Below are 21,434 nucleotides of genomic sequence, written 5' to 3'. Positions count from 1 at the left end.
ACAGATGATGTGTTGAAGGTTCGCCGGTTCGGGCGGGGGTGTCAAGGGCGGAAGCGGGGCGAGATGTGTTCAGTTATCGGGCTGTTAAGTGGATGCGACGACTCCGCTGCCGGTCAATGCTTTTAACCCGTCCGGCACCTGAGGGCAAGCCTCTCGAGACGCCCGGGCCGGGGCCGGCGAGCGGCGGCGCCCGGGCCGGTCACCTGAGCGGACAGGACTGTTAGATTCCAGGCCAGCAGCAACAACGGCGGAAGGCGGCGGAGCCCATGGCAGGCCACGGAGCGCGGAGCCGGAGTGGTGGCCGGCCCACCCTCGAAGAGGTCGCTGCGCGCGCCGGCGTCGGCCGCGGCACCGTCTCCCGGGTGATCAACGGCTCGCCCCGGGTCAGCGAGGCGACCCGCGCCGCGGTCGAGGCGGCCGTCGCCGAACTCGGCTACGTCCCCAACACCGCGGCCCGCGCCCTGGCGGCCAACCGCACGGACGCGATCGCGCTGGTCGTCCCCGAGCCGGAGACCCGCTTCTTCGCGGAGCCGTACTTCTCGGACATGCTCAAGGGCGTCGGCGCCGAGCTGTCCGAGACCGAGATGCAGCTCCTGCTGATCTTCGCGGGCAGCGACCGCGAACGCCGCCGGCTGGCCCAGTACCTGGCCGCCCACCGTGTGGACGGCGTCCTGCTGGTCTCGGTGCACGCCGACGATCCGCTGCCCGACCTGCTGGCCCAGCTGGAGATCCCGGCGGTGATCAGCGGCCCCCGGTCCGCCGCGGAGACGCTCACCTCGGTCGACTCGGACAACTACGGCGGCGGCCGCTCGGCGGTCGAGCACCTGCTCGGCCGGGGCCGCCGGAGCATCGCGCACATCACCGGCCGCCTCGACGTCTATGGTGCGCAGCGCCGCGTCGAGGGCTACCGGGACGCCCTGCGGGACGCGGGCCACACCGTGGACGAGAAGCTGATCGAGCCGGGCGACTTCACCGAGGAGGGCGGCCGCCGGGCGATGACGAACCTGCTCGCCCGCCGCCCCGGCCTGGACGCGGTCTTCGCCGGATCTGACGTGATGGCGGCCGGCGCCCGCCAGGTCCTGCGCGAGAAGGGCCACCGCATCCCCGACGACGTGGCGCTGGTCGGCTACGACGACTCGGCCATCGCCCGTCACATGGACCCGCCGCTCACCAGCGTCCGCCAGCCCATCGAGGAGATGGGCCGCCGCATGATCGACCTCCTGCTCGGCGAGATCGCCGACCGCCGCCCGCCGGCCTCCCGCGACCTGGATCGCCGCCAGGTCGTGCTGGCGACGGAACTGGTGACGCGTACGTCGTCCTGACCGGACGGGCCCCGCTGACGTTCCGTCAGCCTGGCAGGTCGAGCCGCCACCTCACTTCGCCGTCCTGCTCCTCGCCGGTCGGTGCGAGCCCGGCGGCGCGGGCCACCGCCGCCGAGGCGAGATGGCCGGGGTGGATGTGGGCGACGACCGTGCGCACGGATCGCCGCCGCAGCAGGTCGACGAGGGCGCGGGCCGCCTCGGAGGCGTAGCCGCGTCCCTGCCAGGGGGTGCCGACGACCCAGGCGATCTCCGCGGCCGCACCCGTCACCGTGGCCTGCACCGTGCCGACGAACCGGGACTCCTCCCTCTCCCGCAGCACCCAGTTGCACCAGGAGACGGACGGGTCGGGGGAGCCGGCGACGAGATGCTCGTAGCGCAGGCGCAGGGCCTCGGGCGTGCTGGGACGGCCGCCGATATAGGTGTGCAGGGCGGGGTCGGAGAGGACGGCGGCCATCTCGGCGGCGTGCGCGACGCGCAGCGGGAGGAGGTCGAGGCGCCGGGAACGGACGGGCTCGGTGCGCATGGGCCGCCTCATTCGGAAACGACTCAGCCGGTGACCCTGTTTCCAGGGGCACCGGCTGATCGCACAGGGTGAGTGACGGGACTCGAACCCGCGGCATCCTGGACCACAACCAGGTGCTCTACCAGCTGAGCTACACCCACCATGACCGGTGATGGACTTTGTGTTCTCCCCACCGGCCGAGAAAAAGTGTACAGGGTCCGAAGGGGTGCTCGCGCACGGCTTTTACGGCGCCCCTCCCGGCCCCCTACCTGGCAGGCAGGACGTGCTTCGCCGCGATCGTCCTGGCCGTCTCCGAGTCGGGCCCGGGCTGCGGCACGAAGATCGCCTCGCGGTAGTAGCGGAGTTCCGCGATGGACTCGCGGATGTCGGCGAGCGCGCGGTGGTTGCCGTTCTTCTCCGGGCTGTTGAAGTACGCCCGCGGGTACCAGCGCCGGGCCAGCTCCTTGATGCTGGAGACGTCGACGATGCGGTAGTGGAGGTAGCCCTCCAGCGTCGCCATGTCCCGGAGCAGGAAGCCGCGGTCGGTGCCGACCGAGTTGCCGCACAGCGGGGCCTTGCCGGCTTCCTTGACGTGCTCGCGGATGTAGGAGAGGACCTGCTCCTCGGCGTCCGCCAGCGTCGTGCCGCCGGCGAGCTCCTCCAGCAGGCCGGACGCGGTGTGCATCTGACGCACCACCTCCGGCATCGTCTCCAGCGCCCTCTCCGGCGGGCGGATGACGATGTCCACACCGTCGCCGAGCACGTTCAGCTCGGAGTCGGTGACGAGGGCGGCCACCTCGATGAGCGCGTCGTCCGACAGCGAGAGGCCGGTCATCTCGCAGTCGATCCACACCATGCGATCGTTCATGCGACCACCCTAAGGCGGGCTACCGCTTTTGGGTGCCCCGCGGTGCAGGAGGCGTCTCGGCGTACAGGAGGCGTATCAGGGAGCCGTCGCTCCCTGATACGCCTGCTGTTCATGCGCCGCTGCGCTGCCCCGGCACGCTCGCCCGGCCGGCGGCGTAGGACTCGCGGCCGTTCTCCGCGGCGGCGGCCGCCGCCGTCGACAGCGGGGTGCCCGAGCCGATCGCCGAGGCGGCCGCGCGGCGGCTCTGCAGCGGGACCGGGCTCTCCGGATGCAGCGGCGGGCCCGCCAGGGCGGGGCCCGCCGGCCCCTCCAGGTCGGCCGGCCTGTCGCTCTGCGGCCGGCGGGCCCGGTACGCGGCGCGGTAGGCGGCCGGCGACGAGCCCAGCTGGCGCCGGAAGTGGCCGCGCAGGGCCACCGGCGAGCGGAAGCCGCAGCGGCCCGCGACCTCGTCCACCGAGTAGTCCGACGTCTCCAGCAGCCGCTGCGCCTGCAGCACCCGCTGGGTGATCAGCCACTGCAGGGGAGCACTACCGGTCAGCGAGCGGAAGCGGCGGTCGAAGGTGCGGCGGCTCATGTACGCGCGTGCCGCCAGCGTCTCGACGTCGAACTGCTCGTGCAGGTGCTCCAGCGCCCAGGCGACGACCTCGGCGAGCGGGTCGGCGCCGATCTCCTCCGGTAAAGAACGGTCCAGGTAGCGTTCCTGGCCTCCCGTCCGGCGCGGTGGGACGACCAGGCGGCGGGCCAGCGCACCGGCCGCCTCGTTGCCGTGGTCGGTCCGCACGATGTGCAGGCACAGGTCGATTCCGGCCGCCGTGCCGGCGGACGTGAGCACGTCGCCGTCGTCGACGAAGAGCTCTCTCGGATCGACGTGCACCGACGGATAGCGCTTGGCCAGCGTCGGTGCGTACATCCAGTGCGTGGTCGCGGGCCGGCCGTCCAGCAGGCCGGCCGCCGCCAGGACGAAGGCGCCGGTGCACAGCCCGACGATGCGGGCGCCCTCCTCGTGCGCCCGGCGCAGTGCGTCGAGCGCCTCCTCCGGTGGCGGCGAGGTGATCGAGCGCCAGGCCGGCACGACGACCGTGCCTGCGCGTGAGATCGCCTCCAGGCCATGTGGCGCGGTGAGTTCCAGGCCCCCTGTGGTCCGCAGCGGGCCTTCCTCGCCACCGCACACCAGCAGTCGGTAGCGCGGTACGCCGGCGTCCTGGCGGTCGATCCCGAACACCGACAGCGGTATGGAACTCTCGAAGATGGGGCCGCCGCTGAACAGCAGCACCGCGACGATCTCCTTGCGGCGTCGCCCGGAAAGCTTCCGGGCCGCGGCTTCCGGCGCGGCAGTGGAGTCGTGGCTCATACTGCTAAGCCCCCCTCGGTGGTCGCGGCTCCTCGGTTGTGTCGCTCCTGCACGTTTCCCCTCGGTCCTGCACGAGTCCCCCGCCGTAAGACGTCAAGATCGAATCTACTGTGTCCCGTGGTGCCGGGGTGACCCAGTTCGGGAACCGGCACATTGTCGACATGGCAACTTGGCGTGAAGCATTCGATCACGAAGCGTTGCACTCACGGGCCGTGCAGGGAAGTGCGCCTTGTGGCAGTGGCCAATCCACATAGGGTGCGCGGGCCCCCGGAGCCCCTGTTCGTGCAGGTGGAACGGGGGTTGGGGGGTGGTTGGGGCAAGGAATGCACGAGGTCCGGAAGTTGGCTGAAAAGCGCCGTGCGCGTGCGCGGAAACCGGTCAGCCGACCGGTGTGTTTCCACCGGTCCGTCGTCCGCCTCTGTGAGCACCCGTGCCGTTTCTGTGACGACGGCCGCGGCCCGGCGCGGGCTCCTCGGAGGGCCGGCGCGCCGCGCCGCGTTCGGACTGGCGCAGCAGCAGCCGGCAGACGGCGGTGACGGCGGCGAGACCGAGCGCCGTGCCCGCGGCGCCTGCGAGCGAGGAGCCGTACCAGACGAGTACCACGGGAACCAGGACGCAGCTGAACGCGGCCCACCGGACGACGTCGGTCGCGGTCTCCTGGGACGGATTGGTCGCTCGGGGAGTGTCGGGGGTGGGGCGCGGTCCGGACATACGTACTCCCTGGGGCCTGGGTCACGGTGTTCAACGCCTGTTCGACCGGTCGGTCACTGGGCGCGGCCGTCTTCCGGACCGGTGCGTTGTCCTGTTCCGGGCCCCCCGGGCGACTGAATCCTGTGCAAAGCGCCTGTACAGCGCAGCAACCATTGCGTTACGGGCGCCCCCTCGTGCATGCTCCCTGGAACCCCCACGACGGGGGTGCCCCTGCCCGAGCGAGCAGCGAGCGGGGGAGCGGGCGGGATCTGGGCTAAGGAGGCGTGCCGCCGTACCCTTGGGGGTATGGGGTTGGGAAGATGATTCCCGGACACAGCTCCGCCGCACACTGTCGTCCCTCCCAAAAAGGATCAAAACGCCGAGACAGCCATGGCCGGTCACGAATTCTTCGAACCCGCGGACCGCAAGCGGCCCGTCGCCGATCCCACGGCGGCCGAGCCCGAGGCGGCGGAAGAGCCACGCCACTCCTGCGATCCAGCCTTCAAGCACGGCGTCGTCGTCGGATTCGACGGCTCCACGTCCAGTGAGCGCGCCCTCGCCTATGCGATCGGGATGGCCCATCGCACCCGCTCGGGCCTGATCATCGTCCACGTCGCCAACCGGCTGCCCACCACGGTGTGGGCCGGCTGCGAGCCACCGGTCTTCGTCGACGTCCCCGACCACCGCACCGAGGTTCTCGGTCTCGAGCTGGCCTGTGCGGAGTACCTCTCCGAGGTGCCCTGGATCCTGGTCGAGCGCGGCGGCGACATCTGCCACGAACTGGAAGAGGTCGGGCGGGAGTACGAGGCGGACGCGATCGTCGTCGGTTCCACGCACGGAATCGTCGGGCGCATCTTCGGCTCCGTCGCGGGGCGGCTCGCCAAGCGGGCCAAGCGTCCCGTCGTTGTCATTCCGTAACGCGCCGTTCTCCCTGGTGAGATGCGATCCGGGAACGGCCGGTCTCCTTTGCGCAAAGTGCCAACCTACTGGCGCGTAGAGGTGTTTGTGCTTTTGTGAAGGGCATATATCGCTCACCGCACAACTGCACATGCATGAAGGGAGCCCGCCGTGGACAACGACGTCTCTGCGGGAAGCGGAACCACTACCGTGGTCGGCCGACTCGCCCTGGGAATCACCCTGTTGGCGTTCGGACTCGGATACACCGACGTGATCAACGGCGTGTCGGCCGCTGACGCCGTCTCACTGGCCCACTACGTAGGCGGCGTTGCACTGTTCGTCGCCGGACTCTTCGCCTTCCGCGACCGTGACACGACGACCGGTACGGCCTACGCGGCGCTCGGCGCCCTGTGGTTCACCTGGGCCGTCACCGCCGGCAATGCGATGTCCGCCAACGCGGCAGGGCTGTTCCTGCTGCTCTTCGCCTTGGTGGCGCTCACCCTGACCCTCGCGGGCGGCGACCAACTCGCCCAGGGGACCTACGGGTTGTTCTTCGTCTCCCTCGTGCTCCTCGCCATCGCGCAGTTCGGCACCAGCGACTCCCTGACGAAGGTCGGCGGCTGGTTCGCCGTGGCGGCGGGGGCGGTCGCCTGGTACGCGGCGACCGCGGCGCTGGCCCACTGGCCGACGGTTCTACCTCGACGTGCTGCCGGCCGGGGGGTGACGGCCACCGGCTGAATGGCAGCCGTCGCCGGGGTATTGGGCGGCCCCGGCGATCCGAATGGACCCCCGCGTGTCTGGTGGCAGCACGTGGGGGTCCCTTCTGCGGTCCTCTACTCGACCGTCACCGACTTCGCCAGGTTCCTCGGCTTGTCGATGTCCCGGCCCAGGGCCAGGGCCGTGTGGTAGGCGAGGAGTTGGAGGGGGATGCCCATCAGGATGGGGTCGAGCTCGTCCTCGTTCTTCGGGACGACGATCGTCTCGTCGGCCTTCGCCTCGTGCTGGTGGGCGACCGCGAGGATGCGGCCGCTGCGGGCCTTGATCTCCTCCATGGCCGCGCGGTTCTTCTCCAGCAGGTCGTCGTCGGGGACGATCGCGACCGTGGGCAGCGCCGGCTCGATCAGGGCCAGGGGGCCGTGCTTGAGCTCGGAGGCCGGGTAGGCCTCGGCGTGGATGTACGAGACCTCCTTCAGCTTCAGCGAGGCCTCGCGGGCCACCGGGTAGCCCCGGACACGGCCGATGAAGAGCATCGAGCGGGCCTCGGCGAACTGCTCGGCCAGGCGCTTGATCTCGTCCTCCTGCTTGAGGACCTCGGTGATCTGCGCGGGCAGCTTCCGCAGGCCCTCGATGATCCGCTTGCCGTCGCGGACCGAGAGGTCGCGGGTGCGGCCCAGGTGCAGGGCGAGCAGCGCGAAGGCGACCGTGGTGTTGGTGAAGCACTTGGTGGAGACGACGCAGACCTCGGGGCCCGCGTGGACGTAGATGCCCGCGTCGGCCTCGCGCGCGATCGCCGAACCGACCACGTTGACGATGCCGAAGACCCGCGCGCCCTTGCGCTTGAGCTCCTGGACGGCGGCGAGGACGTCGTAGGTCTCGCCGGACTGGGAGACGGCGACGTAGAGGGTGTCGGGGTCCACGACCGCGTTGCGGTAGCGGAACTCGGAGGCCGGCTCGGCGTCCGCGGGGATACGGGCCAGCTCCTCGATCATCTGGGCGCCGATCATGCCCGCGTGGTAGCTGGTGCCGCAGCCGAGGATCTTCACGCGCCGGATCTGGCGCGCCTCGCGGGCGTCCAGGTTGAGGCCGCCGAGGTGCACGGTGGAGAAGCGGTCGTCGATGCGGCCGCGCAGCACGCGGTCCACGGCGTCGGCCTGCTCGTGGATCTCCTTGTGCATGTAGGTGTCGTGGCCGCCCATGTCGTACGAGGCCGCCTCCCACTCCACGGTGGTGGGCTCGGCCGTCGTACGGGTGCCCTCGGTGGTGTAGGTGCGGAAGTCGTCGGCCTTGAGGGTGGCCATCTCGCCGTCGTCGAGGGTCACTATCTGCCGCGTGTGGGTGACCAGCGCGGCGATGTCCGAGGCGACGAACATCTCCTTCTCGCCGATGCCGAGGACCACCGGGGAGCCGTTGCGGGCGACCACGATGCGGTCCGGGAAGCCGGCGTGCATGACCGCGATGCCGTAGGTGCCCTCGATGACCCGCAGGGTCTCGCGGACCTTCTCCTCCAGCGTCTCGGCCTGGGAGCGGGAGATGAGGTGGACGAGGACCTCGGTGTCGGTCTCCGAGAGGAACTCGACGCCGTCCGCCTCCAGCTTGCGGCGCAGGTCGGCGGCGTTGTCGATGATGCCGTTGTGGACGACGGCGACCTTGCCCTCGGCGTCCATGTGCGGGTGGGCGTTCGCGTCGGACGGGGCGCCGTGGGTGGCCCAGCGGGTGTGGGCGATGCCGGTCGTGCCCTTGAAGCGGGCCGGGACCCTGGCCTCCAGGTCGCGGACGCGCCCCTTGGCCTTGACCATCTTCAGACCGGCCGTCTTCGGGGAGGTGACGACGATGCCGGCCGAGTCGTAGCCGCGGTACTCCAGGCGCTGCAGGCCCTCCAGGAGGAGGGGCGCCACGTCACGCTTCCCGATGTATCCGACGATTCCGCACATATATGTGTATCCCGTTCCCGGCTCTGCGACTCAGCCGTAGACGATGCGGCGCAGCTGCCTGAGCGTGAGCTCCGGCGGTGCCACCGCCCGGTATTTCAGGTCCGCCTCGATCCGTTCGAAGATCGTCGCGTTCACCAGGCCCTGCGCCTGGAGCTCGCGGTGGCGGCGACGGACGTACTGCTCGGTCGTCTCGTCGAAGTAGGCGAGCACGTCCTGGATCACCCGCAGCGCCTCGCCCCTGCTGAGGGGTGAGGACCGGGTCAGGTGATCAACAAGGTCGTCGTGCACCCGATGATCCTGGGGTACGAAAGACCGTTTCGCAAGAATCCTGCCCGATTTCGGGCAAGCCCCTGCGGGCGATCTTTGGTGTTCTCATGGACACCTGTTTACAGTCCGTCCACTCCGAGTCCGGAGGGCCGTCGCCCATGTGGACGAGTTTCAGACGTCATGGACATACCTCGTATGGGAGTACCGGAGCAGCTGGCCGAGCGCATGAGCCTGGCCGAGCAGCACGAGTACCTGCGCGCGAGATTCTCGCGGCGCAACCTGATGAGAGGCGGCGCCGTGACCCTCGGCGCCGTCGCCGGTGGCGCGTTCGTGCCGGGAGCGGTGGCCCAGGCCGCCGTGCCCACGCAGCACACCGCCCCCGCGACCGAGGCCGTCGACGGGGCGTACGTCGCCCCCTTCGGCCGCCACCTCGCCTACGGCAACGACCCGCGCACCGAGATGACCGTCTCCTGGCAGGTCCCGGTCGCGGTGAAGAAGCCCTTCATCCGCGTCGGCGCCCACCCCTGGGACCTCTCGCGCAAGATCGAGGCCGAGGTGCGCTCGCTCTACACGCCGGCCGGCGTCGGCGCGAGCGGCGACCACACGCAGTACTACGTCCACGCCAAGCTGACCCATCTGCGCCCGGGCAGGACGTACTACTACGGCGTCGGGCACCAGGGCTTCGACCCCGCCGAGCCGCACCTGCTCGGCACCCTGGGCACGTTCACCACCGCGCCCGCGCACAAGGAGCCGTTCACCTTCACGGCCTTCGGCGACCAGGGCGTCAGCTACCACGCGCTGGCCAACGACAGCCTGATCCTCGGCCAGAACCCGGTCTTCCACCTGCACGCCGGCGACATCGCCTACGGCGACCCGTCCGGCGCGGGCAAGACCTCCGACACCGGCTTCGACTCGCGCACCTGGGACCAGTTCCTCGCGCAGACCGAGTCCGTCGCCAAGTCCGTGCCGTGGATGGTCAGTTACGGCAACCACGACATGGAAGCCTGGTACTCGCCCAACGGCTACGGCGGCGAGGAGGCGCGCTTCACGCTCCCCGACAACGGGCCTGACAAGGCGCACCTGCCCGGCGTCTACTCCTTCGTCTACGGCAACACCGCGGTCATCTCGCTGGACCCGAACGACGTCTCCTTCGAGATCCCGGCCAACCTCGGCATCTCCGGCGGCACCCAGACCACCTGGTTCGAGGGCCAGCTGAAGAAGTTCCGTGCCGCGAAGGACATCGACTTCATCGTCGTGTTCTTCCACCACTGTGCCTACTGCACCTCCACGGCGCACGCCTCGGAGGGGGGCGTGCGACAGGAGTGGGTGCCGCTGTTCGAGAAGTACACGGTGGACCTGGTCATCAACGGCCACAACCACCAGTACGAGCGCACCGACGTCATCAAGGGCGACAAGGTCGTCAAGAAGCTGCCGATCGGCGAGACGGCGTACCCCGAGACCGAGGGCGTCGTCTACGTGACGGCGGGCGCCGCGGGCCGCAGCCTCTACGCCTTCTCCGCGCCGGACTCCTACGAGGGGCACCTGAACGAGCGCGACTCCGTCGCCTCCTTCGTCAACACCAAGGACGGCAAGGTCAACGAGACCGTCGCCTGGTCCCGGGTGCGCTACCTCAACTACTCGTTCCTGCGCGTGGACGTGGAGCCCGCCGCCCGCGGCCACTACGCCAGGCTGAAGGTGTCGGGCATCGCCGAGACCGGCGACCGCATCGACCACTTCACGGTGGCCCGCAAGGCCAAGTAGCCCCGGCCCACGGGCCGGACGGGTGACCGGCAGGCGGTCCTCGCGCGCTACATGCGCTTGAGGATCGCCTGCTTGGCCAGCGTGAACTCCTCGTCGGTCAGCACGCCCGTGCGGTGCAGATCACCCAGCTCGCGCAGCCGCCGCAGCAGCGCGTCGTGGTCGTCCTCGCGCGGTTCGGCGGACGCGAGCTGCGGGCGGCCGCGCGGCTCCTCGGGCGCCTCGTCCGTCACGGGCGGGGCCGTGGGATGCGGGAGGCGAGCCTGCACGGCGGCCGCGAGCAGCGCCATCAGCGGATCCTTCTTGAAGCCCCACAGCTCCACGGAGTTGGGGTCGTACTTGGGCGGCGCCTTGGTCGGCGCGCCCTGCACGGTGAAGCGCAGATGCCCGTTCTCCAGGCCGGCCGCGGGCTGCCACTCCACCGCGATCAGCTCCGCGACGGCCAGGGTGCGGGTGCCGGCGGCGGCCTTGGCGTCCTCCGTCTTCCAGTTCCACTCCAGGCGGATGAACTCGCCGTCGAAACTCGCGGTGCCGTCCCCGGCCGAGACCGACAGCGGCAAAGGCGGCCCCGGCAGCAGGAACTCGCTCACCGGGTCCGCCGGAACCCCGTCCAGCAGCAGGGCGTTGCGCACCTCGTCCACGAAGTACTCGGCGACGCCGTAGCGGTCGGACTCCACGATCAGCTGATAGGGGTCGTTGGGCTCGGTGAGCCGGCCCCCGGAGGCGTGCAGCAGCGGGTCGGCGCCGTCGCGCAGCCGCAGGCGCAGCCGTCCCGACTTGCGGCCCTGCTCGAACGAGATCCCCGCCAACGCCCCCAGAGGGACGACGAGTTCACCCAGTGTGCGGCGGAGCAGGCTGACGTTTCTGTCCCGCCCCGGCGTCAGTCGAAGGGCATCGCCGTCGAAGGCCCAGGTGCCGTCCTTCTGGATGATTTCCGCCATGGGGTGATTGTTTCACCGGAACTGCGAGAGAGTGGTCTCTACCACTCGTGGTCCCTCAGGGGCCGCTGTCGAAGGGAGCGCATGTGAGACGGCACCACAGAACGACTCCCCGTACGGCCCGCGTCCTCGGGTCCCTGCTGCTGGTCGCGGCGGCCGGCGCCTTCACCGCCGGCGCGGCACCCGCGGCACCCGCGGCGACGACCGGGGCGACCCCGCTCGACCGGGTGGTTCCGGCACCCGCGTCGGTCACCCCGGGCGGATCCCCGTACCGTATCAGCCGCGACACCCGCATCCGCGTCGACGGCTCACCGGAGGCCCGAAGGGTCGGCGAGTACCTCGCCGGCATCCTGCGGCCCTCCACCGGCTACCGGCTGCCGGTCACCACCCAGGGCGCGGCAGGCATCCAACTCCGCCTCCACAAAGGCCCCTTCGGCGCCGAGGGCTACCGCCTCGACAGCGGCGGCAAGGGCGTCACCATCACCGCCGCCGAGCCCGCCGGCCTCTTCCACGGCGTCCAGACCCTGCGCCAGCTCCTCCCGGCGGCCGTGGAGAAGAAGGCCGTCCAGCCCGGACCGTGGCCGGTGGCGGGCGGCACCGTCAAGGACAGCCCGCGCTACGCCTACCGCGGGGCGATGCTCGACGTCTCTCGGCACTTCTTCACCGTCGGCCAGGTCAAGCGCTACATCGACGAGTTGGCCCTCTACAAGGTCAACAAGCTGCATCTGCACCTCAGCGACGACCAGGGCTGGCGCATCGCCATCGACTCCTGGCCGCGGCTCGCGACCTACGGCGGCTCGACGCAGGTCGGCGGCGGCAAGGGCGGCCACTACACCAAGGCCGACTACAAGGAGATCGTCCGCTACGCCGCCTCCCGCTACCTGGAGGTCGTCCCCGAGATCGACATGCCCGGCCACACCAACGCGGCCCTCGCCTCGTACGCCGAACTGAACTGCGACGGCAAGGCGCCCCCGCTCTACACGGGCACCGAGGTCGGCTTCAGCTCGCTGTGCGCCGGCAAGGACATCACGTACGCCTTCGCCGACGGCGTGATCCGCGAGCTGGCCGCGATCACCCCCGGCCGCTATCTGCACATCGGCGGCGACGAGGCGCACTCCACCAGCCACGAGGACTACGTCACGTTCATGGACCGGGTGCAGCCCATCGTCGCCAAGTACGGCAAGACGGTGATCGGCTGGCACCAGCTGACCGGCGCGCACCCGGTGAAGGGCGCCGTCGCGCAGTACTGGGGCCTGGACGACACCGACGCCGCCGAGAAGGCACAGGTCGCCAAGGCCGCGCAGAACGGGACCGGGCTCGTCCTCTCGCCCGCCGACCGGCTCTACCTCGACATGAAGTACACCGAGGACACCCCGCTCGGCCAGGACTGGGCCGGGCTGGTGGAGGTACGCCGGTCCTACGACTGGGATCCCGGCAACTACCTCGCCGGAGCACCGAGTTCGGCGATCAAGGGCGTCGAGGCGCCGCTGTGGACCGAGACCATCGTGACCGGCGCCGACATCGACTACATGGCGTTCCCGCGGCTGCCCGGTGCCGCCGAGCTCGGCTGGTCGCCCGCGGCCACGCACGACTGGGACACCTACAAGGTGCGGCTCGCGGCGCAGGCGCCGCGCTGGGACGCGCTCGGGATCGGCTACTACCGCTCGCCGCAGGTCCCCTGGCCCGCGCGGTAGGCCGGAGGCGGCAGCAGGCCGGACATGACGGACGGGCACCGCGCAGGACCGTACTGCGGGGTGCCCGTCCGCCGTGATCAGAACCCCGCGACGGGATTTCTCAGGGTCCCGACCAGCTGGAGGGCGCCCGCCGGATCGGCCAGGTCGACCATCTGCCGGTTGTTGCGCAGCTGGAGCCGGTTGAGGCAGGACAGCGCGAACTCCGGCGCGAACATGTCGTACTGCCCGAACTTGTCGGCCAGTTCGGGCACCGACTCCTGGTACTCCCGCACGACCTCCGCGACCGTGCGCCAGAAGTCGTCCTCCTCCAGGATTCCCTCGCCGGCCAGGTTCGCGGCCAGGAAGCGGAAGAAGCAGTCGAAGACGTCCGTGAAGATCGACAGGAGCTTCTTGTCCTCCGGGACCTGCACACGCAGCCGCTCGACCGCCGGCGGCAGCACCGCGTCCGGGTCCATGACGGCGATCTCCTCGGCGATGTCCTTGTAGATCGCGCGCTGGACCACGCCGTCCTTCAGGACCAGGATCACGTTCTCGCCGTGCGGCATGAACACCAGGTCGTAGGCGTAGAAGCTGTGCAGCAGCGGGGTGAAGTACGCCCGCAGATAGCGGCGCAGCCACTCGGTGGGAGCCAGACCCGACTGCTCGATCAGGGCGCCGGCGAAGGACGCGCCCTCGTGGTCGACATGGACGAGGGAGGCCATGGTGGCCAGGGACTCGCCGTCCCCGAGCGAGGCGACCGGGCTCTCGCGCCACAGCGCCGCGAGCATCTTGCGGTACGGCGAGTAGCGGTCCGTCGCCTTCTCGTACTCCAGGTGCCGGTAGCCGACGGCGGCCCGCTCGCGGATGATCGACAGACCGGTCGACCGCAGCACGGGGTCGCCCTCGACGAGCTGGGCCAGCCAGTCGTTGATGGCCGGCGTCGCTTCCATGTACGCGGCCGAAAGCCCGCGCATGAAGCCCATGTTGAGCACGGACAGGGCCGTCTTCACATAGTGCTTCTCGGGGTGCGAGCGGTTGAAGAAGGTCCGGATCGACTGCTGGGCCAGGTACTCGTCCTCGCCCTCGCCCAGGCACACGAGGTGCCCGCGGGCCACCTCGGCGGCGAACGTCACCGTGAGCTTGTTCCACCACTGCCACGGGTGGACGGGGATGAGGAGGTGGTCCGCCGGGTCCAGGTCCCGTGCACGCAGCACGCCGTGGAAGCGCTCGACGGTGTCCTCGCCCAGCTCCTGCCGTACGAAGTCCTCGTACTCGATGCCCACACCCGCCGTGAACGCGGCGCGCGAGCGATGGGCCGCCAGCCACACCAGGCGGACCGGGCTCGCGGTCTCGGGGGCGTACGACAGGTACTCGTGGATGCCGAAGCCGAGCCGTCCGTTGTTGGCGACGAAGCAGGGGTGGCCCTCGGTCATGCCGGTCTCGATCTCCTGGAAACCGGAGCGGGCGAGCTCCGCGGAGGGGATCTGCGGCTTGGTGAGCTTGTAGCAGGTGCCGGAGAGGGTGGAGGAGATCTCCTCCAGATAGACGGGCAGGACCTCGTCGCTCAGGCCCAGGGACTTCTGCAGCTCGACGAAGAAGTCCAGCGCGGAGAGCGGGAGTTCGGCGCCGTCGCGGTGGCGGGTGACGGAGCCGGCGTCCACCTGCCAGTGGTCGAGGGCGCGCAGCACGGCCGTGAAGGTGTACCGGGTCAGGCCGTCGTCGCTGCGCACGACGTAGTGGTCGCCCTGCCGCTCCGGGGTGATCAGCCGCTCGTGGGCGAACTCGGCGAGCGCCTTGCGGATCAGCAGACGGTTGGCCTTCTCCCAGCGGTCCGGGGAGAGATGGGCGACGGCGTGGGCGAGGCTCATGCGGTCACCCCCGTGGCGGCGAGGCTGTCCTGGATGTCGAAGAAGCGTTCCCGCGTGCAGAAGCTCAGCAGCGCCCTCTTCTCCGGCTTCTGTATCTCGCGGTCGGGCACGAACCCGACGGCCTCGTTGAGCGCGTGCACCGCCGTGTTGGCCACGTCCGGCTCGACGACGACGCGCCGCACCGCCGGGTCCTCGAAGAGCCGCGCCATCACGGCGGTGATGACGGCCTTGGTGAAGCCGTGGACGGGCGCGTCGGTGGCGGGCGTGAGGAAGTGCATGCCGATGTCACCGGGCTGCGCCTCGTACAGCCCGGCCAGCTCGCGGTGGGCGGGGTCGTAGTACTCCATCAGGAAGGCCGGCTCACCGTCCCGCAGCCCGAGCAGCGCGTGGTGGTACGCGTCGGCCGCGATCTCCATGTAGGCCCGCTCGACATCCACCAGCCGCGCGTCCTGCATCATCCAGAAGGCCGCCTTGGGATGGGTGACCCAGGAGTGCAGCAACTCGGCGTCCTTGAGGGGGTCGAGGGGGCGGAAGGTGAAGGTCATACGGCGAACTCCTGGAACGCGATCGTCTTTTCGACCGGGTAGTACGCGGTGCCGAGCAGTTCGCGGATGATGCTGCTGTTGCGGTACGCGCCCATGCCCAGGTCGGGGCTGGTGATGCTGTGGGTGTGCACGCCGGCGTTCTGCAGGAAGACGCCGCGGCCGGTGACGTCGATGGCGTAGTTGCGGCCCACGTCGAAGTGGCCGTGGCCGTCGAGGCGCAGGCGGTCCTTGACCGGGGCGAGGAAGGCCGGGGGCTCGTAGTGGTATCCGGTCGCCAGGACGAGGCCCTCCGTTCGGATCTCGAACTCCTTGCCCTGCTCGTCCTGGTGGAAGCCGAGCTGGTACGCCCCGTCGGCGTAACGGGCGCTCACCAGGGAGGAGTTGGTCAGCAGACGGGTGGGGACCGGGCGGCCGCCGCTCTCGACGTTCTTCTGGTAGAGCAGGTCGAAGATCGAGTCGATGAGGTCGGAGTTGATGCCCTTGAAGAGGCCCTTCTGCTGCTTCTCCAGCCGGTAGCGGGTCTCCTCGGGCAGCGCCCGGAAGTAGTCGATGTAGTCCGGAGAGGTCATCTCCAGGGTCAGTTTGGTGTACTCCAGCGGGAAGAACCGCGGGGAGCGGGTGATCCAGTTGAGCTGGTAGCCGTGGACGTCCATCTCGGCGAGGAGCTCGTGGTAGATCTCGGCGGCGCTCTGGCCGCTGCCGACGACGGTGATCGACTTCTTCGCCTGCAGCTCGCTCTTGCGGTGCATGTACTGCGAGTTGTGGAACAGACCGCCGTCGAGCCCCCGGCACGCCTCGGGCACGAAGGGGACCGTCCCGGTGCCGAGGACGAGGTGCCGGGCCCGGTGGACGTACCCGGCGTCGGTGCGCACGAGGTAGTGGCCGTCCTCGTACGTAACCTCCGTGACCGTCGTGCCGAACCGGACGCTGCCGAGCTGGTGCGCGGCCCAGCGGCAGTAGTCGTCGTACTCGACGCGCAGCGGATAGAAGTTCTCGCGGATGTAGAAGGAGTACAGCCGGCCCTTCTCCTTCAGGTAGTTGAGGAAGGAGTACGGCGACGTCGGGTCGGCGAGCGTGACCAGGTCCGACATGAACGGGGTCTGGAGGTGGGCGCCGTCCAGGAACATGCCCGCGTGCCACTCGAAGTCCGGCTTCGACTCCAGGAAGAGGCCGTCGAGTTCGGCGATCGGCTCGGTCAGGCAGGCCAGGCCGAGGTTGAAGGGGCCGAGCCCGATGCCCACGAAGTCGTAGGTCCTCGGGGCGGATTCGGTGGGCTCAGGAAGCGCGGTCAAGGGATTCTCCCAGGTACTGCTCGGCGTGGCCGGCGATCAGGTCGAGTACGGCGGCGATGTCGTCGGTCGTCGTCTCGGGGTTGAGCAGGGTGAACTTCAGGTAGTGGCGGCCGCCCACCTTGGTGCCGGCGACGACCGCGTCGCCGGAGGCGAACAGGGCCTTGCGGGCGTAGAGGTTGGCGCGGTCGATCTCGGCCGGGTCGGTGACGGCGGCCGGGATGTGGCGGAAGACGAGGGTGGAGAGCGTCGGTTCGACCACGACGTCGAAGCGGGGGTCGGCGGCGAGCAGCCGCCAGCCTTCGGCCGCCAGGTCGCAGACCTGGTCGAAGAGCTCGCCGATGCCGTCGGCGCCCATCACCCGCAGCGTCATCCACAGCTTGAGGGCGTCGAAGCGGCGGGTGGTCTGCAGGGACTTGTCGACCTGGTTGGGGATGCGCTCGGTGACCATGCGGCGCGGGTTGAGGTACTCGGCGTGGTAGGTCGCGTGCCGCAGCGTGGAGGCGTCCCGCACCAGGACGGCGGACGAACTCACGGGCTGGAAGAAGGACTTGTGGTAGTCGACGGTGACGGAGTCGGCGCGCTCGATGCCGTTGATGCGGTCCCGGTACTTGAGCGAGGCGAGCAGGCCGCAGCCGTAGGCGGCGTCCACGTGCAGCCAGGCGCCGTACTGGGCGCACAGTTCGGCGATCTCGGGCAGCGGGTCGATGGAGCCGAAGTCGGTGGTGCCGGCGGTGGCGACGACGGCCATGGGGATCAGGCCGCCGTCGCGGCAGCGCTCCAGCTCGTGGGCGAGGGCGACGGTCTGCATCCGCTTGTCGTGGCCGACGGGGATGGGCACCACCGCGTCCTGGCCGAGGCCGAGGAGTTTCGCCGACTTCTGCACGCTGAAGTGGCCCACCTCGGAGGCGAAGATGCGCAGCCGGGCGAGGGAGGGTCCCTGTTCCCGCCCGGCCCACCCTGGCTTGGCCTCCTCCCTCGCCAGCAGCAGGGCCTGGAGGTTGGACTGGGTGCCGCCCGAGGTGAACACGCCGTCTGCGTTGTCGCCGAGGCCGATGCGGGCGGCCGTCCAGTCGATGAGCTTGCGCTCGATCAGGGTGGCGCCGGCCGACTGGTCCCAGGTGTCGAGGGAGGAGTTGACGGCGGACAGGACGGCCTCGCCGAGTACCGCCGGGATGACGACGGGGCAGTTGAGGTGGGCGAGGTAGCGCGGGTGGTGGAAGTAGATCGCGTCGCGGAGGTAGACGTCCTCCAGCTCGTCCAGGACGGCGTCGGTGTCGCCGAGCGGCCGGTCGAGGTCGATCGAGGCGATGCGGGGAGCGAGGGTGTCGACGGTGACACCGGTGAACGGACGGTCGGTGGTGGCGAGTTTGGCCGCCACCCGCTCGACTCCTTCGGTCACGGAGCTGCGGTACTGCTCCGCGGTCAGGTCATTGAGCAGGTGCGAGCGCATGTGGGGGTCCTCCGGTGGGGACAGTCCGTGCGGGGTGGGAGAGCGGGAAGCCCGGAGCTTCCGGCTTCAACTTAGGTTAGCCTAACCTAAGTTTCTTGCCTCTGATCCTGTCCCTCCAGTGACCGCCGTCACTCCGTCTCGCGCAGCTGCTCCTCGCTCAGGCCCTGCCGCCAGTAGCCGACGAAGGTGACGCGCCGCCGGTCGATCCCGCGTTCGCCGACGAGGTGCCGGCGCAGCTGCTTCACGCACCCGCTCTCGCCCGCGATCCAGGCGTACGGGCGCTCGGCGGGCGGGAGTTGGGCGGAGCGCAGGGCGTCGAGGGCCATGGGGGACCCCTCGACGCCGTTCGCGTCCTGGACCAGCCAGGTGATCTCGGCGTCGGCCTCGGTCGCCAGATCCTGGATGTCTCCCGCGTCCCGCACCTCCAGCCAGGCGCGGGCGCGGGTGCCCGCGGGCAGGGACTCGAGGATCGCGGAGACGGCCGGGACGGCGGTCCCGTCGCCCCAGAGCAACAGCAGGTCGGTGTCGGCGGGCGGCCGGAACCGGATCGCGCGGTTGTCCGCGAGCGCGGGGCCGAGCAGCACGACGCGGTCGCCGGCGGCGGCCCGTGCGGCCCAGCGCGAGGCGGGGCCGGCCGGGGTGTGCAGGACGAAGTCGATGTCGATCTCGTCGGGGTCGCGGCGCAGCGAGCGGAGCGTGTACGAGCGCATCACCGCTCGTACGCCGTCCGGCAGTTCACGCCAGGCCTGCCACCAGCTGTCGCCGAGCTCGTAGGGCACGGCGGGCTCGCGCTGGCCCGGGTGCGGCAGGAAGAGGGAGAGGGACTGGTCGCATCCGCCGGAGCGGAACGCGTGCAGGTCCTCGCCGCCGAAGGTGACACGCAGCAGCGACGGCCCCAGCCGCCTCGTCCGCGTGACCTGAAGGGAGAAGAAACGGAACGGGGCGGCTACGGCCGTCGTCATGGCATGGCTCCTGAATCGACGTCAGGGGAGGGCGTGCCGGCTGTCAGCTGACCTTCTTCGCCTTCTCGAGCGCTTCCGCGAGGCTCGTGAGAAGGGGGGTGCACTTGTCGTACGACAGGATCGGCTCGGGGGAGCGGCCGATGACCTGGCCCGCCTTGACCGCGGGCAGCTTCTTCCAGGTCGCCTTGGTGATGTCGGCCGGCTGGATCGCCGAGGTCCGGTCGTCCATCATGATGATGTCCGCCTGGTACTTGTCGACGTTCTCCCAGCTCAGCGACTCGTACCAGCCGCCGCCCTTGGCCTTCGCCTTCTCCGGGGGCTCGACGAAGTTCACGCCGAGCGCCTTGAAGTACTCCAGGTCGACGGAGAGGTTCGTGCCGGAGACGTAGAAGAGCGTGTCGGCCGCGGAGGCGGCCATCACCTTGATGTCCGGCTTGGCCTTCGCGGCCTTGCGCAGCCGGGCCGCCGCCTCCTCGAACTTCTTCTTCGCGTCGGTGACCGCGGCGGCCTTCATGTCCGCGCCGAGCGACTCCGCGAGCGCCCACATGCGCTGCAGCGGCTCGGTCAGCTGGCGGTCGTAGACGGAGATGCCGACGCTGGGGGCCAGCTGGGCGATCTTGTCCTTGGATGCCTCGGGGACGTACCAGAGCGTGCCGGCGTCGTCGAACATCGTGCTGATGAGGACGTCGGGCGCGAGGGCCGCGTACTTCTCGACGTTGAACTGGTCCCAGACGTTGCCGAGGATCGTGACCTTGCTGATGTCCATGTCGCCGGCCTGGACGTCGGGCTTGCCGTCGGTGGTCTTCGTCGGGCCGAAGACGCCCTTGACGCTGATGCCGTAGTCGTAGAGGGCGGCGGCGACGCCGGTGAACGCGACGATGTTCTTGGGTGCCTGGTCGAGCTTCACCGTCTTGCCGCGGTCGTCCTTGAAGGTCCAGGGGCCGGACTTGGCGGCGGTCGTCGCGTCGGAGCCCCCGCTTTTCGCGTCGTCGTCACCGCAGGCGGCGAGCGCGGCACCGAGGCCGAGGGCGCCGCCGGCGGCCAGGATGCCGCGACGGGTGAGATGGGTGGCTCTGGCGTTGGACATGGTGAGGCTGCTTTCGAACGGGGCGGAACGCCCGCCGGACAACTTTCAACGTAGGTTAGCCTAACCTCAGTCGATGTCCAGGGGTGGGGGCGTTCCGCGCCCGAGCCTGTCCTCAGCCTGTGAACCGCCGGTGCCCCGCGGTGCCGGGGATCAGCCGGCCAGGCCCAACTCCCGTGCGATCAGCATCCGTTGCACCTCGCTCGTGCCCTCGCCGATCTCCAGGATCTTGGAGTCGCGCCACATCCGGGCCACCGGGTACTCGTTCATGAAGCCGTAGCCGCCGTGGATCTGGGTGGCGTCGCGGGCGTTGTCGACCGCGACCGTGGAGGAGTGGAGCTTGGCGAGCGCGGCCTCCTTCTTGAAGGGGGCGCCGGTCACCAGCCGGGCGGCCGCGTCCCGCCAGGCGAGCCGGGCGGTGTGCGCCTTCATCTCCATGTCGGCGATCTTGAACTGGATGGCCTGGTTGGCGCCGATGGGGCGGCCGAAGGCGTGGCGCTCCTTGGCGTACTTCACCGACTCGTCCACACAGCCCTGGGCGAGGCCGGTGGCGAGCGCCGCGATGGCGACGCGGCCCTCGTCGAGGATGCGCAGGAACTGCGCGTACCCGCGGCCCTCGGTGCCGAGCAGGTTCGCCGCCGGGACGCGGACGTCCGCGAAGGACAGCTCGCGGGTGTCCGAGGCGTTCCAGCCGACCTTGGAGTACGGCGCCGCGACCGTGAAGCCCGGGGTGCCGGACGGGACGATGATCGACGAGATCAGCGGCCTGCCGTCGGGCTTGCGGCCGGTGACCGCGGTGACCGTGACCAGGCCGGTGATGTCGGTGCCCGAGTTGGTGATGAAGCACTTGGTGCCGTTGATCACCCACTCGTTCGTCGACTCGTCGAGGCGGGCCGTGGTGCGGGTGGCGCCCGCGTCCGAGCCGCCGTCGGGCTCGGTGAGGCCGAACGCGCCCAGGATCTCGCCCGAGCACAGCCGCGGCAGCCACTCGCTCTTCTGCTCCTCGGTGCCGAAGAGGTGGATCGGCATGGCGCCCAGCGAGACGCCGGCCTCCAGGGTGATGGCGACGGAGGAGTCGACGCGGGCCAGCTCCTCCAGCGCCACGCCCAGTGCCAGGTAGTCGCCGCCCATGCCGCCGTACTCCTCGGGGAACGGCAGCCCGAACAGGCCCATGCGGCCCATCTCGCGGACGATCTCGTAGGGGAACTCGTGGTGCTCGTAGAACTCGCCGATCTTGGGCGCCACGACGTCGTGGGCGAACGCCTCGACGGTGCGGCGGAGTTCTTCGAGCTCGGGGGAGAGACGGAAGTCCATGA

19 protein-coding genes and 1 tRNA gene are annotated in these 21,434 nt (G+C 70.1%); 5 read left to right on the top strand and 15 right to left on the bottom strand.

What is annotated here, in order from left to right; translation table 11 throughout:
- The first annotated feature begins 266 nt into the window (after positions 1-266).
- Positions 267-1,322, top strand: a complete 1,056-nt coding sequence (locus ACFU97_RS02395; RefSeq protein WP_384249773.1) for a LacI family DNA-binding transcriptional regulator — start codon at positions 267-269, stop codon at positions 1,320-1,322.
- A 25-nt stretch (positions 1,323-1,347) separates the two neighbouring features.
- Here ACFU97_RS02395 and ACFU97_RS02390 read toward each other — a convergent pair whose 3' ends face one another.
- The 5 genes from ACFU97_RS02390 to ACFU97_RS02370 all read right to left on the bottom strand — a co-directional run bounded on the left by ACFU97_RS02390 (position 1,348) and on the right by ACFU97_RS02370 (position 4,754).
- The gene (locus ACFU97_RS02390; RefSeq protein WP_384249770.1) at positions 1,348-1,845 is read right to left on the bottom strand and encodes a GNAT family N-acetyltransferase; all 498 of its coding nucleotides are present in this window, start codon (positions 1,843-1,845) and stop codon (positions 1,348-1,350) included.
- Between the two features lie 67 nt (positions 1,846-1,912).
- Positions 1,913-1,985, bottom strand: a tRNA-His gene (locus ACFU97_RS02385).
- A 104-nt stretch (positions 1,986-2,089) separates the two neighbouring features.
- Positions 2,090-2,692, bottom strand: a complete 603-nt coding sequence (gene orn, locus ACFU97_RS02380) for an oligoribonuclease (RefSeq protein ID WP_384249768.1) — start codon at positions 2,690-2,692, stop codon at positions 2,090-2,092.
- Positions 2,693-2,801: 109 nt separating this feature from the next.
- On the bottom strand, positions 2,802-4,043 hold the full coding sequence (locus tag ACFU97_RS02375; protein ID WP_384249765.1) for a helix-turn-helix domain-containing protein: 1,242 nt from the start codon (positions 4,041-4,043) through the stop codon (positions 2,802-2,804).
- Positions 4,044-4,421: 378 nt separating this feature from the next.
- Entirely contained in the window at positions 4,422-4,754 is a 333-nt protein-coding gene (locus tag ACFU97_RS02370; protein WP_384249763.1) for a hypothetical protein, read from the bottom strand.
- A 369-nt stretch (positions 4,755-5,123) separates the two neighbouring features.
- Between ACFU97_RS02370 and ACFU97_RS02365 the strand changes: the two genes are divergently transcribed.
- Together ACFU97_RS02365 and ACFU97_RS02360 are read left to right on the top strand one after the other, a co-directional pair.
- Positions 5,124-5,651, top strand: coding sequence for a universal stress protein (locus tag ACFU97_RS02365; RefSeq protein WP_384249761.1), 528 nt, complete (start codon positions 5,124-5,126; stop codon positions 5,649-5,651).
- Positions 5,652-5,801: 150 nt separating this feature from the next.
- Positions 5,802-6,368 carry a GPR1/FUN34/YaaH family transporter gene (locus tag ACFU97_RS02360; RefSeq protein WP_384249758.1) on the top strand — a complete coding sequence of 189 codons (567 nt, stop codon included), beginning with the start codon at positions 5,802-5,804 and terminating at the stop codon, positions 6,366-6,368.
- 95 nt (positions 6,369-6,463) lie between these two features.
- Here the strand turns inward: ACFU97_RS02360 and glmS are convergent, their stop codons facing one another.
- Both glmS and ACFU97_RS02350 read right to left on the bottom strand, forming a co-directional pair.
- Positions 6,464-8,281 carry a glutamine--fructose-6-phosphate transaminase (isomerizing) gene (glmS, locus tag ACFU97_RS02355; protein ID WP_384249756.1) on the bottom strand — a complete coding sequence of 606 codons (1,818 nt, stop codon included), beginning with the start codon at positions 8,279-8,281 and terminating at the stop codon, positions 6,464-6,466.
- A 30-nt stretch (positions 8,282-8,311) separates the two neighbouring features.
- Entirely contained in the window at positions 8,312-8,569 is a 258-nt protein-coding gene (locus ACFU97_RS02350) for a hypothetical protein (protein ID WP_384249754.1), read from the bottom strand.
- A 174-nt stretch (positions 8,570-8,743) separates the two neighbouring features.
- Between ACFU97_RS02350 and ACFU97_RS02345 the strand changes: the two genes are divergently transcribed.
- On the top strand, positions 8,744-10,309 hold the full coding sequence (locus ACFU97_RS02345) for a purple acid phosphatase family protein (protein ID WP_384249752.1): 1,566 nt from the start codon (positions 8,744-8,746) through the stop codon (positions 10,307-10,309).
- A gap of 47 nt (positions 10,310-10,356) precedes the next feature.
- Here ACFU97_RS02345 and ACFU97_RS02340 read toward each other — a convergent pair whose 3' ends face one another.
- A complete protein-coding gene (locus tag ACFU97_RS02340; protein WP_384249749.1) occupies positions 10,357-11,247 on the bottom strand; it encodes a DUF4429 domain-containing protein in 891 nt (296 codons plus the stop codon).
- A gap of 83 nt (positions 11,248-11,330) precedes the next feature.
- Here ACFU97_RS02340 and ACFU97_RS02335 point away from each other — a divergent pair, with 83 nt between their 5' ends.
- Entirely contained in the window at positions 11,331-12,938 is a 1,608-nt protein-coding gene (locus ACFU97_RS02335) for a beta-N-acetylhexosaminidase (RefSeq protein WP_384249746.1), read from the top strand.
- 77 nt (positions 12,939-13,015) lie between these two features.
- Here ACFU97_RS02335 and ACFU97_RS02330 read toward each other — a convergent pair whose 3' ends face one another.
- The 7 genes from ACFU97_RS02330 to ACFU97_RS02300 all read right to left on the bottom strand — a co-directional run bounded on the left by ACFU97_RS02330 (position 13,016) and on the right by ACFU97_RS02300 (position 21,432).
- Entirely contained in the window at positions 13,016-14,785 is a 1,770-nt protein-coding gene (locus ACFU97_RS02330; protein WP_384249744.1) for an IucA/IucC family protein, read from the bottom strand.
- A complete protein-coding gene (locus tag ACFU97_RS02325) occupies positions 14,782-15,330 on the bottom strand; it encodes a GNAT family N-acetyltransferase (RefSeq protein WP_384249742.1) in 549 nt (182 codons plus the stop codon). The genes ACFU97_RS02330 and ACFU97_RS02325 overlap by 4 nt, the downstream gene beginning before the upstream one ends.
- A complete protein-coding gene (locus tag ACFU97_RS02320; protein WP_384249739.1) occupies positions 15,327-16,622 on the bottom strand; it encodes a lysine N(6)-hydroxylase/L-ornithine N(5)-oxygenase family protein in 1,296 nt (431 codons plus the stop codon). The genes ACFU97_RS02325 and ACFU97_RS02320 overlap by 4 nt, the downstream gene beginning before the upstream one ends.
- Positions 16,606-18,072 carry a lysine decarboxylase DesA gene (gene desA, locus ACFU97_RS02315; RefSeq protein WP_384249737.1) on the bottom strand — a complete coding sequence of 489 codons (1,467 nt, stop codon included), beginning with the start codon at positions 18,070-18,072 and terminating at the stop codon, positions 16,606-16,608. The genes ACFU97_RS02320 and desA overlap by 17 nt, the downstream gene beginning before the upstream one ends.
- Before the next feature lie 128 nt (positions 18,073-18,200).
- A complete protein-coding gene (locus tag ACFU97_RS02310; RefSeq protein WP_384249735.1) occupies positions 18,201-19,034 on the bottom strand; it encodes a siderophore-interacting protein in 834 nt (277 codons plus the stop codon).
- 43 nt (positions 19,035-19,077) lie between these two features.
- Positions 19,078-20,121: an ABC transporter substrate-binding protein gene (locus ACFU97_RS02305; protein WP_384249732.1), complete on the bottom strand. Its 1,044-nt coding sequence runs from the start codon at positions 20,119-20,121 to the stop codon at positions 19,078-19,080.
- Positions 20,122-20,271: 150 nt separating this feature from the next.
- On the bottom strand, positions 20,272-21,432 hold the full coding sequence (locus ACFU97_RS02300) for an acyl-CoA dehydrogenase family protein (protein WP_384249729.1): 1,161 nt from the start codon (positions 21,430-21,432) through the stop codon (positions 20,272-20,274).
- Positions 21,433-21,434: the final 2 nt, after the last annotated feature.

This window comes from Streptomyces sp. NPDC057616 (assembly GCF_042800575.1).
Lineage (GTDB): Bacteria > Actinomycetota > Actinomycetes > Streptomycetales > Streptomycetaceae > Streptomyces.
Note: the sequence above shows the minus strand (reverse complement) of the source record. Positions and strands in the feature narration are given on the sequence as shown.

Bases quoted from the DNA above. Each gene is read 5' to 3' on its own strand.
- ACFU97_RS02395 (WP_384249773.1), top strand. From the start codon at position 267: ATGGCAGGCCACGGAGCGCGGAGCCGGAGTGGTGGCCGGCCCACCCTC.
- ACFU97_RS02390 (WP_384249770.1), bottom strand. From the start codon at position 1,845: ATGCGCACCGAGCCCGTCCGTTCCCGGCGCCTCGACCTCCTCCCGCTG.
- orn (WP_384249768.1), bottom strand. From the start codon at position 2,692: ATGAACGATCGCATGGTGTGGATCGACTGCGAGATGACCGGCCTCTCG.
- ACFU97_RS02375 (WP_384249765.1), bottom strand. From the start codon at position 4,043: ATGAGCCACGACTCCACTGCCGCGCCGGAAGCCGCGGCCCGGAAGCTT.
- ACFU97_RS02370 (WP_384249763.1), bottom strand. From the start codon at position 4,754: ATGTCCGGACCGCGCCCCACCCCCGACACTCCCCGAGCGACCAATCCG.
- ACFU97_RS02365 (WP_384249761.1), top strand. From the start codon at position 5,124: ATGGCCGGTCACGAATTCTTCGAACCCGCGGACCGCAAGCGGCCCGTC.
- glmS (WP_384249756.1), bottom strand. From the start codon at position 8,281: ATGTGCGGAATCGTCGGATACATCGGGAAGCGTGACGTGGCGCCCCTC.
- ACFU97_RS02345 (WP_384249752.1), top strand. From the start codon at position 8,744: ATGGGAGTACCGGAGCAGCTGGCCGAGCGCATGAGCCTGGCCGAGCAG.
- ACFU97_RS02340 (WP_384249749.1), bottom strand. From the start codon at position 11,247: ATGGCGGAAATCATCCAGAAGGACGGCACCTGGGCCTTCGACGGCGAT.
- ACFU97_RS02330 (WP_384249744.1), bottom strand. From the start codon at position 14,785: ATGAGCCTCGCCCACGCCGTCGCCCATCTCTCCCCGGACCGCTGGGAG.
- ACFU97_RS02325 (WP_384249742.1), bottom strand. From the start codon at position 15,330: ATGACCTTCACCTTCCGCCCCCTCGACCCCCTCAAGGACGCCGAGTTG.
- desA (WP_384249737.1), bottom strand. From the start codon at position 18,072: ATGCGCTCGCACCTGCTCAATGACCTGACCGCGGAGCAGTACCGCAGC.
- ACFU97_RS02310 (WP_384249735.1), bottom strand. From the start codon at position 19,034: ATGACGACGGCCGTAGCCGCCCCGTTCCGTTTCTTCTCCCTTCAGGTC.
- ACFU97_RS02305 (WP_384249732.1), bottom strand. From the start codon at position 20,121: ATGTCCAACGCCAGAGCCACCCATCTCACCCGTCGCGGCATCCTGGCC.
- ACFU97_RS02300 (WP_384249729.1), bottom strand. From the start codon at position 21,432: ATGGACTTCCGTCTCTCCCCCGAGCTCGAAGAACTCCGCCGCACCGTC.